This is a genomic window from Streptococcus danieliae (assembly GCF_009767945.1).
GTDB classification, from domain to species: domain Bacteria; phylum Bacillota; class Bacilli; order Lactobacillales; family Streptococcaceae; genus Streptococcus; species Streptococcus danieliae.
Map to the genome: position 1 here is coordinate 1 of NZ_WSRS01000063.1, position 10,502 is coordinate 10,502.

At 50.0% G+C, this 10,502-nt stretch carries 9 protein-coding genes, 1 tRNA gene and 1 other RNA gene; 4 read left to right on the forward strand and 7 right to left on the reverse strand.

Going from position 1 to position 10,502, the window contains the following annotated elements; genetic code table 11:
• Positions 1 to 360 (forward strand): IS66 family transposase (locus tag E5983_RS06845; protein WP_160332692.1); only part of this gene is annotated, 360 nt, incomplete at its 5' end.
• 157 nt (positions 361 to 517) lie between these two features.
• Here E5983_RS06845 and pelG read toward each other — a convergent pair.
• The 7 genes from pelG to E5983_RS06880 form a co-directional block, all read right to left on the reverse strand.
• On the reverse strand, positions 518 to 1,966 hold the full coding sequence (pelG, locus tag E5983_RS06850; RefSeq protein WP_160333135.1) for an exopolysaccharide Pel transporter PelG: 1,449 nt from the start codon (positions 1,964 to 1,966) through the stop codon (positions 518 to 520).
• On the reverse strand, positions 1,966 to 3,363 hold the full coding sequence (gene pelF, locus E5983_RS06855; protein WP_160333136.1) for a GT4 family glycosyltransferase PelF: 1,398 nt from the start codon (positions 3,361 to 3,363) through the stop codon (positions 1,966 to 1,968). The genes pelG and pelF overlap by 1 nt, the downstream gene beginning before the upstream one ends.
• Before the next feature lie 36 nt (positions 3,364 to 3,399).
• Positions 3,400 to 4,299: a tetratricopeptide repeat protein gene (locus E5983_RS06860; protein WP_160333137.1), complete on the reverse strand. Its 900-nt coding sequence runs from the start codon at positions 4,297 to 4,299 to the stop codon at positions 3,400 to 3,402.
• A gap of 3 nt (positions 4,300 to 4,302) precedes the next feature.
• The gene (locus tag E5983_RS06865) at positions 4,303 to 6,066 is read right to left on the reverse strand and encodes a hypothetical protein (RefSeq protein ID WP_160333138.1); all 1,764 of its coding nucleotides are present in this window, start codon (positions 6,064 to 6,066) and stop codon (positions 4,303 to 4,305) included.
• 272 nt (positions 6,067 to 6,338) lie between these two features.
• Positions 6,339 to 7,088: a 16S rRNA (uracil(1498)-N(3))-methyltransferase gene (locus E5983_RS06870; protein ID WP_160333139.1), complete on the reverse strand. Its 750-nt coding sequence runs from the start codon at positions 7,086 to 7,088 to the stop codon at positions 6,339 to 6,341.
• Position 7,089: 1 nt separating this feature from the next.
• Positions 7,090 to 8,037: a 50S ribosomal protein L11 methyltransferase gene (prmA, locus tag E5983_RS06875; protein ID WP_160333140.1), complete on the reverse strand. Its 948-nt coding sequence runs from the start codon at positions 8,035 to 8,037 to the stop codon at positions 7,090 to 7,092.
• An 11-nt stretch (positions 8,038 to 8,048) separates the two neighbouring features.
• On the reverse strand, positions 8,049 to 8,519 hold the full coding sequence (locus E5983_RS06880) for a DUF3013 family protein (RefSeq protein WP_160333141.1): 471 nt from the start codon (positions 8,517 to 8,519) through the stop codon (positions 8,049 to 8,051).
• A 72-nt stretch (positions 8,520 to 8,591) separates the two neighbouring features.
• Here E5983_RS06880 and E5983_RS06885 point away from each other — a divergent pair, with 72 nt between their 5' ends.
• The 3 genes from E5983_RS06885 to E5983_RS06895 all read left to right on the forward strand — a co-directional run bounded on the left by E5983_RS06885 (position 8,592) and on the right by E5983_RS06895 (position 10,179).
• A complete protein-coding gene (locus tag E5983_RS06885; RefSeq protein WP_160333142.1) occupies positions 8,592 to 9,845 on the forward strand; it encodes a replication-associated recombination protein A in 1,254 nt (417 codons plus the stop codon).
• A 66-nt stretch (positions 9,846 to 9,911) separates the two neighbouring features.
• Positions 9,912 to 10,104: non-coding RNA, 6S RNA (gene ssrS / locus E5983_RS06890), on the forward strand.
• A 2-nt stretch (positions 10,105 to 10,106) separates the two neighbouring features.
• Positions 10,107 to 10,179, forward strand: a tRNA-Lys gene (locus E5983_RS06895).
• Positions 10,180 to 10,502 lie beyond the last annotated feature (323 nt).

Here is a 10,502-nt window from a genome sequence, read left to right on the forward strand (position 1 = left end):
TATGTCTTACCAGAATCCAAGTTAGGCCGTGCTCTCAAATACAGTTTGGATTATGAGTCCACATTCAAAACTGTACTAGAGGATGGACGTCTCGTTCTATCCAATAATTTGGCAGAAAGAGCAATCAAATCCTTAGTAATGGGACGCAAGAATTGGTTGTTCTCCCAGAGTTTAGGGGGAGCAGAGTCTAGTGCGATTATTATGACTCTAATTGAGACAGCCAAACTCCACCAAGTGGACAGTGAAAAATATATAGTTTTCCTACTAGAACATTTACCAAACGAGGAGACTCTCGAAAAAAAGGAGGTTCTAGAGGCTTATTTACCATGGGCAAAACAAATACAAGAGCATTGTCGTTAAAGAAACCTCCAAGATTCAAAGCAAGCTGCTTACAATCTTGGAGGTTTTTTGATGTACCCTGTTATTGGGCGCTTACGTTCTATGCCGAGTGGGAGGCCGAACGTTAAAATGAACTGATAAAGAAGTAACCCCGGGAGTTGGTCCCGGGGTTACTTCTTTATTCGAACTTGGCAAAAAGTTTTTCTAATTTCTGGGCTAGTTGCCGATAGGTATTTTTTCTGCTTTGGGCTGCTTGAGCTGGGTGGCCCAAGACATGGTAGGTCATTTGTTCCTGCAGACCGCCCAAGCGTTTGCGAGCTAGGAGGACCAAGGCTAGACTGGCAAGTAGGAAACCACAAGCCAAGTAGGCTGGGGCTGTCCAAGCTAGAAGAGCGGATAGACCCAGAGACAGGAGCGCAAAGATTTGCGCCAGGCTTTTAGCCCCACGATAGTCCGCAAAATAAAGCAGGGTTAGCAGGTAGGCATTGCCGATTCCATAAATTCCATAAGCCAGGCAAAGCTGGTTCAACAGAAAGAGGCTCTGACTTGGCAGGCTCGCTTCCATCGGCAAGAGCAGGAGGTTGAGCACCACCATGAGCAAAGTGGTCGCAATGACCTGTTTCCAAATGAGGTAGCCCAGTTCCCGCTGCAAAACCTGCATCATTTCGCGCTCAGCCTGTTGCAGACTGAGGTAATTGCCTTTTTTATTGTACAAAAGGAAAAAGCGGTGAAAGTGCGGATAAAAGAAAACCTCAACCGAAATGACATAGGTCACCAAGCCAAAGAGGGGCAGGAGAAAGGCCAAGAGGAGGCCAAAATCATAACTCGGAGCTTGGCGCAACAGACCGGAGACGGTCTGACTCAAGGGACTGTAGAGGGCTAGAACAACGTGCCCGTACAGGCCTAGGAACATGAGCGGACCGACAAGCGCCAAATCCGCGTAGTCATCCACCCGACTCAAAAATTCAAAGGACAGGCGGTGATTGCTTGGATAGTGCAAGAGAATCTGACCGACCATCCGAATCAGGATAAAACCATAGGCCAAACAGGTCCCAATTAATAGGCCTTGGTCCAGACCCAGATAAGCCGCTGGACCGCCCACCACAGCTAGGATTCCTGCTGCAAGTAGAAAAGCCTTACTGATCGAGCGGTATTCCTGAATGGCTGTTAAATACTGGATAGCATTCCAAATTAAGGTCAGTACCTCAAATAAGAGCAAATTCAGGAGATAGGCCCAGGGACTCAAGCCCGCAAACAGCAGGAAAAGCCCATACAGGACGGCCCCTAAGACTAACAGCAGGGCACTAGAGGCAAAGAAGGAAGGTAGAATCTTGTCTTCCTGATCCTGATAGAGACAGTCCGCCAAATAGCGACTGACCAGATAGGAAACCAGACTCTGGAGCCCCAAGGAGCCCAACATGGCATAGGTAATGGCTGTTAAAACCTGCAAGCGACTCGCCGCATCGACTAGGGTAAACTGGGCCAATACTTGCACCAAACCAACCAGGAAAAAGCCCAGCAAGAAGGGACCGACATAGATCAAGCTTGTATAGCCGTAAGCCTTCTCCTTGGAGAGGGGAGTCTGTTCATCATAAATTTTTCGCAATTCAAAACCGATTCCGGCCACTAGATCAGCCTCCCTTCATACATCTGCTGGTATTTTTTAATCATCTGCTGGTGTTGGTAGCTCCGGGCTACCCGTTGGCGACCAACCTGGCCCATCCGCCAGCGAGCACCTTCTGATAAAGCCATTTTAATCATGGCCTGGGCCAAAGCCTGACTATCGGTCGGCGCCACCGTCACCCCAGCTAAACCAAGTTGGTCTAGAGGACCACCCTCTAACAGCTCGCGACAAGCCCCCACATCGGTTGTCACACAGGGACGACCCGCGGCCAAGGACTCCAACACAGCTAAGGGTTGGCCTTCAGACAAGCTGGACAGAACCGTAAAGTCTAACTCCTTCATGTAGAAACCAACATCAACCCGGCCGGCAAAAATCAGCCGGTCTAGCTCCAAATCTTCAGCCAATTGGTAACATTGTTGGGCATAGTCTGGATCCACCGTATCCCCCAGAATGTGCAGACGGACATTGGGTAGGACCTGACTGACATCCGCAAAAGCGCGAATCAAATTCAAAACATCCTTAATCGGAGCCAGACGAATCATGGCCCCAATGTCCACCCAATCTCCCGGACCCTTGAGCGGGATTCCATTAAATCGGTCATAATGAATCCCATTCGAAATCACCCTGGTCTTCTGGGCTGGCGCACCCAAGGCAATCTGCGTCTTACGGGCATTTTCAAACAGGGATGTAATTTGCTCGGCCCGGTCATAGGCCAGCTGCGCCAATTGATTGAAATAAACAATCCAGGCTTGTTTCAAGGCATGCAGAACCCAGTTAGAACTAAGGATCTCTTCTTCCCGCTCTCGGCTATAAATCCCGTGCTCCGTCACAAAGAAAGGCTGACCGGTCTGCTGGCTGGCCAGCGCTCCTAAAACTCCCGCATAACCTGTCGAAACCGCATGGTAGATATCTGCCTGGGGAATCTCAGCTCCCAGTACTGTTAATAGAGGGCTAACCATGGATTGCATGGAATAGTAAAAATCGGTGAACGGAACCAACGGATAAGATTCCTTGGCCACATCCTCCACCCAGGAGATAAAGTCCGAGCTTCGCGTCAACCAGGCTGGATCAAGGCGCCCTGCCTGAGCCGCTTGAAAGAGCTGCGACCAAGCAGGATCTGTCCCACGGATCAGGGCTTGTAGACTAGACCTTTCCGAATCTGACAAGCCTGATGGCTCCGTCCCACGAACCTGGGGTGCCTGGTCCAAAAAGACCTCATAAAAGGCAACCACATTGGCAGGCATTTCATAAACCGGTTCCTTGGATACAGAAGCTCCAGGATGCACCGTCCAGATGATAAACTCGTGTTCTGGCAAGGATTGAATGTAGTCATGAGCCCAGGTTGAAACACCCCCATGAACATAGGGATAAGAACCTTCAAAAATAAGGGCAATTTTCATACTTTTCTCCTTCTCTCCTCAGTGACAATCCAATCCTCAAACAAGGCCTTCTAAGCGTTGCTCCCAGAAGCGTAAATTGGCTTCATTTTCATGGGTAATATAGATGCCTTCATCCCGTACCGAAGCCAAAGCTTTGCGGAAATTCCAAGCATCATGCAATTCATAATAATAGCGAAGCACCAACATCCAAACCTCTTCCCGATCCGACCATTGGGACAGCAGGGTATAGAGGTTTTCTTGGGCTTCCTCATAATCTTTTAAATCCAAATTAATCTGCGCCAAGCGGAGACTACCTTTAAAGTGGTGCGACTGCTCCTTTTGGGCACTGGCTAAGCGTCGCGCTTGGACTAAATAAGCCCGACGAGCCTGCCCCTCCAAGAGATCCAGCGCCAAATACGCCTCCAAGGCTTTCTGATAGGCTTTGAGGCGAGCAGGTTCATGAGGAGCCTCCTCATAACGCTGACGCAGGCTCCGAATCTCCCGCTCCGAATCTTCCTGGACACTGGCAATCATACTGGCAGCATAGTGAACCAACTCCGGATCCTTGTGCTGCCGTGCCATAAAGAGCAATTCCAAGTTATCCTTGGCCTTATCCAGAGGCAAATCCAACAGAAGCCCCCGAGCCACCCGACTATCCTCTAACAGCAGAGCGGTCTCCAGTGGCAATACAAGCCCTTGATGCGGATCCAAATCAACGCCTTGCGTTTGCGTTTCGACCCCCCATTCAACCGGTTCCTCGACCAATTTTGGATCCAATTCAATTTGTTGGCTCAAATGAATAATGGACAACAGCAAGGGACCAAAGATTGGTAACAGAAAGGCAAAAAGCGCATAGTAACCTGGAAAGTGAAGGACTCCTCGCTTGCGTTGGCTGGTCAAGTAGCTAGCCCATATGACATGGACTAGCAAAACCAGGCCTAGAAAAATCCAGTCCATAGGCTACTCCTTCCCTTCAACTCGACCCAAACGCCGGCCGGTCTCTTCTCTTTCCAAAAAGAAGGCCAGCAATTGGACGAAGAATTCAATTTGTTGGGACTCCTGCAGATTCATGTGTTGGAAATCTACGCCCTCAATCCAGAGTAGGTAGGTTACCTGACCAAAAGGTTTAATGCTGATAGCGTAGGCCGGATAACCTGCCAAGAGGTCAACATTGACCCAGGCTGATCCTTCTTGAATCCGAGTCGCCACCCGTGGTAGAACCGATAAATCCATTTTCTCAGGCATCCCCTCTTGGATCGCTGCTACCAAGCGGGCGGTCACCAGACCTTGGTCAAAGCGGTAAATCCCCATTTTTTGAGCCTGAATTTTGGTGTCCAATTGGCTCAAAGCTTCCGCAAACAGGGTTTTGCCTGGAGCTTGAGCCAGACGGTTAAACAGGGTTGCAAAATAGCCAAAACCACCCCGTTCACTCAGGATTTGGTAGCGCAAGGATTGGCGGTCCTCCAAGACATGGCGGTAATTTTCTTGGAGAGCCTGGTGCTCACGCAAGAGAGCCGTTTGCTCAACCTGTAAAGCAGCTTGTCGATCCAGACTTTGCATTTGCAAATAACCAGCAAGGGCTGTTGCTAACACATAGGCCAGCAACTGAATCCAAAAAGCGGCTGAGCTTAATAGACTCATCGCTTGCCCCTGGGCCAACAGTAGCTGTAGAAAGACAACCAAGCCTAGAGCTAGGAAGCCCTTCTTAATACCCCGTGCTTGCGCCACCAAGACCAAATACAACAATGGGAAGGACAAGGATAAGGCAAAGGATTGCTGGGCCACCAAGAGCTGCAAACCTTGAGCCACTAATGCTCCAACCAAAAGTACTAACCCATCCATCCAGGGAGACGAAGTGGCCTTCAAAGGAAGAGCCATCTGCTCCGCTGTCTGAAGGCCCGCCACCACAGGCAAATCCAAGATAGCAGCTGGCTCAGACCACTGGTAACGCTCCGTTAACCGAGATCCCCGTAAGTCCTGATAAAGCTCTTGCTCCTGACCTCGGAAGTGAACTTCCAGGTCGGCCAAGACTTCGTCTTTTTGCAAGAAGGCTGCAAGATCACCAAAAGTCGCTGGTGCACTTGGCCGCCAGGCCAGGGTCTCGACCTGGTTATCCCAACTATCAAGGATCCGATAAACAAGGGAGGACAGTGCCTCAAGCTTGATAAATAGCGCCAGCTGCTCCTCGGACTCCGCAAATTCCATCCGACCTCGCAGCTGAGCCTGGCTCAACAGCTTGGCAAAATAGCTTTCCTGCTCCCAATTTGAAAAGAGATAGGGCAGGTGCAGAATCTTGTAAGGCTGCTCCGTCAAGGTCGCCAACAAGTCTGCCTCCAACTCCTGCAAACCAGGGAAATTGGACTGCAGCTGCGGACCTGTTAGGTACAAGAATTTGCTGATAGAGGCCTTACCAGCCACTAAAATACCAAGAAATTCCTGCAAAACCACAAGCGACTTGGCACTTGGATTCTTGTAGCTTAGATGGTCTGAGAAAAAGACCACTTGTTCAAAATCATAAGCCTCTAAAATCTCCGTCAAGTTGAAGGGACTCTGCTCGGGCGTAACCACTGTCAAATTCTGGTTCTGCCCCGCATCTAAATCAGAGTCTCCAAAAATAAAGACCTCTCCCTGAGGGAAACTCTCTTGAATAAAGGTCTCCGTTACATAAGACGTATTCCCTATTAACAAAGTCCGCATATTCTGGTTCCTACTTTCCTTTTCCATACATCGTCTAGTTTTGATTGAGGCCGTCTAAGAAAGACAGAAACCCCAATTCTATCAATGTGCTTATTATACCATACTATTCTAGGCGTAACCGCGACCAATTGTAAAAAAGACAGACCTGAGTCCAATCTTCTCTCCATCTAAAAGGACAGAGCAACTAAAAGTGCCGAAATTCCTCTGACTAACCTTCAATAACACCGAAAAACTCCTAGACACTTCGCCCGTCTAGGAGTTTCCTACGATGTGGACCGATTCCCTCAAAACACAAAGCTTCACTGATTTCCAAGTAATTCTAATTGGTAGGAAATCGAACTCAAGAGGTAAAACGGTGCGGTTTCCGCGCGGAGAATCCGTGGGCCAAGGCCAACCAACTGAGCTCCCCTTTCCTCATAGGAAGCAATTTCCTGGGGACTGAGACCACCTTCAGGACCAACTAACAATAGGACCCGCTGACCTGCTGCCAGCTGACCAAGAGCCTGAGCCAGACGGCTGCGTTCTCCCGCCTTGGCTGCCTCCTCATAGGCCACTAAAATCAAATCAAAATCCGTAAAACGAGCCAGTAGCTCAGCCTGGCTCTCCAGAAGTTCCACCTGGGGCAAGAGGTCGCGTTTGCTTTGCTCAGCCGCTCCCAAGACCACCTTGCGTAACTTCTCCTGCCGCTTGGCCAACTTTTTGGCATCCCACTTGACCACCGACCATTGACCTGGAAATCCCCAGATTTGGTGCACCCCCAGTTCAGTCGCCTTTTGCGCCACCAAGTCCAACTTATCCCCCTTGGGATAGGCGCAGGCCAGGGTCACCTGCACCGGCAACTCCTTGTCAGCAGGGACCGACTGTTCCAATTCAAAGAGGACCGAATCCCGATCGATCAAACGTGCCTGCCATTTTTCTCCTTGGTCAAACACAAAAATCAACTGCTCCCCTTCCTGCAGGCGGAGAACTGAAAATAAATGTTTAAGGAGATCCTTCTCCTGGACCTGGTAAGGATTGGTCACCGGGCCTGGGACAAAATACTGCTGCATTCTAGCCTCCAATCACGCCTTCCGGATTCTGGGTCTTCTTAAAGATGCCCGCATTCCATTCACCTTCAATCATCTGGCGTTCCAAATAGAAACCAGCCGCCTCAGCAGCTCCCCGCACCTGGGACCACTTATCTGCAATGATCCCACTCATAATCAAGTAGCCTTCCTCCTCCAAAATACGGTAGGCATCCTCTGTCAAGAGAACCAGAATATCCGCTAGAATATTGGCAACAATAACCTGGGCCCGCTCTTCCACTCCGACCAACAGATTCCCTGCGGCAACTTGGATCCGCTCTGCACCAGGATTCAAGTCAATATTCTCTTGAGCCACCTTCACGGCAACCTCATCGAGATCATAGGCAAACACCTGCTGGGCACCTAGCTGAACAGCCGCGATGGACAAGACCCCGCTTCCGGTTCCGACATCCAGAACCCGTTCACCTCCCCGTAACACCTGCTCCAAGGCATAAAGACTCAATTTTGTAGTTGGGTGGGTCCCAGTCCCAAAGGCCATCCCCGGATCCAGGCGAAGCAGTTTCTCCCCAGGAACAGGCTGGTAGTCCTCTGTCCAAGAGGGCAAAATTGTCAACTGCTGGCTAATCCGGGCTGGCTCATAATATTTCTTCCAGTTTTCAGCCCAGTCCTCTTCTTCCAGGTTCTGAGTCTCTACCCGAATCTCTGACTTGTCAAAGTCCACTGGAGCTGCCGCAATCGCAGCCTCTAACTCCACGCGCAACTGAGACAAATCCACCTGGTCCGGGTAATAAGCACGGATCGTCACCGTCGGCAGCACCGCCACCTCTGGCAACAATTCTCCAAACCCATCTTCCTGCCGCTGAAACTCTTGACTATCCTCAATCGCCACACCCTGGGCTCCCAGACCAATCAAGAGGTCACTCATCCATTCTTCGCCCTCACGCTTTACAATAACCGCTAATTCCTGCCACATCCTTTTTCCTCCTAATAACGCGGATAGGGATAGGACATCCCCTCTTCCACTTTTTCCAAACCACGATCAAAAGCCACTTGATCCCAAACCAATTCAAAATCTTCCGCTTCTTCATCTTGTAAAAAATCAAAAATGGCATCCAAGCCAGACTCAGCTAGGTCTGACAAAAATTGGACAAAATAAGCTAAAAATTCTCGGGAAAAACCAACCTTAGGGTCATAGGGCAGAACCGTCAAATAGTCCGCCGCCTCATAGCGGGACCTGGCTGGATTGACAAACAACAGTGTCTCCTCCAACAAAAGCTCCTCCGCAAAAACCTGGTCCTCCTCGTCCAGCAAGGCAACTTGCTTCTGATTGGCAATTTCTAACAAAAAAGAGAGCTGAACAGCGTGATTTTTCTTGTCCCATTGAATCTCGTAGTCAAAGGGAAAAGCCCGGTCCAGTTCCTGGTCTAAGACCTCAATAAATCCATATTTAGCCATGGGATTGACCTCCTCCTGTGTGCTATAATAGTAGTTATTATTCTACCACAAGATTGAAGGAGGAAGAAAGTCATGAATCAAAACCTGGCCCTACGCATGCGGCCCACCAACCTCGACCAAATCGTTGGCCAAACCCATCTAGTCGGGCCCGGAAAAGTCCTTCGCCGCATGGTCGATGCCGGCAAACTCTTCTCCATGATCCTCTACGGACCTCCCGGCATCGGGAAAACCAGTATTGCCAGCGCCCTAGCCGGCAGCACTGGCCAAGTTTTCCGCACCTTCAATGCCACAACAGACACCAAACAACGTATGAAGGAAATCGCTGAAGAAGCCCGCTTCTCCGGTAGCCTGGTCCTCCTCCTCGATGAAATCCACCGCCTCAACAAGGACAAACAAGACTTCTTCCTCCCCCTCCTGGAAAGCGGCCAGCTCACCATCATCGGAGCCACAACCGAAAATCCCTTCTACTCCATCAACCCAGCCATCCGCTCCCGCCTCCAAATTTTTGAACTCAAACCCCTCACCACCACCGAAATGAAAGCCGGTATCAGCGCCGCCCTCGACGATCCCACACGTGGCTTCCCCTTTCCCGTCCACCTGACCTCTGAGGCCCTCACCTTCCTCAGCCAGGCCAGCAACGGCGACCTCCGCGCCGCCTACAACACCCTCGAACTCGCCGCCCTCTCCACCCCCAAAAACGAGGATGGCCAAGTCCAACTCACCCTGGATATCCTCCAAGACTCCCTCCAAAGCAGCCACCTCACCCTCGACAAAGACGGTGACGGCCACTACGACCTCCTCTCTGCCCTCCAGAAATCCATCCGCGGCAGCGACGTCGACGCCAGCCTCCACTACGGTGCTCGTCTCATCAAAGGCGGCGACTTAGACAGCCTAGCCCGCCGCCTCACCGTCATCGCCTACGAAGACATCGGCCTCGCAAACCCCCAAGCCCAAATCCATACCGTCACTGGGCTTGAAGCCGCCAAACGCATTGGGCTCCCCGAAGCCCGCATCATTATCGCAAACATCATCGTCGACCTAGCCCTCTCCCCCAAATCCAACTCTGCCTACGCCGCTATGAACCAAGCCTTAGCTGACCTAGAAACCTTCGGCTCCCTACCCGTTCCAGACCATCTCCGCAGCGGCCAACACACCGGTAAGAAACAAACCTACCTCTATCCCCACGACTACCCAGACAAATGGGTCAACCAAGACTACCTACCCGCTCAACTCAAAAACCGCCACTATTTCCAACCCAATCAAACCGGCCGTTACGAACAAGCCCTGGCTGCACGTAAAGACTGGATTGATCAAGCCAAAAAATGATGACGTTTCCATTTTTTTAACTTTTTTACTTGCCAATTCAAAAAAAAGTGGTATGATAGATATAAAGATACGCTGTGGTGTACGAATTCATACTCAAGTGTTGACCGACTATTTTTTGTATAACCCGGGAGACAAAGACATCTAACCGCGTGCAGGCCGTTCCACACGGAAGCAGCTTCAGTTAGAGCATGTCACCCACCTGCTTATTTGCGCGGGTTCAATACAAACCATGAATTTTCGGCACCAATACAGCTATTTTTTGCCTCCTTAGCTCAGCTGGCAGAGCAGCGGACTCTTAATCCGTGGGTCGCAGGTTCGATCCCTGCAGGGGGCATCCATAATAACACTCCGAAAGCCTGTTATATCAGGCTTTTTTGAGTGTCTGGAAAGGGGATTTTGTAAAAGTGTCCCATTTTTGTCCCATTTTGAAAAAAGAAAAAATCAGGAATAGTCTTCACTCCCTCATTCGTCCGATTCTTTTCACAGTTAGAAATTGCGACAGTATCCTAGATACTGAGAGTGTACAATATCTTGTGTAAACGCAAAAAAGGAATAAATCCTGTTATAGTAGAGTTAGACAAAAAAATACTACTAGAAAGATTTATTCCCATGACCCAGTTTATCACAGATTTAACCACATTTCTAGCTAATCATTCA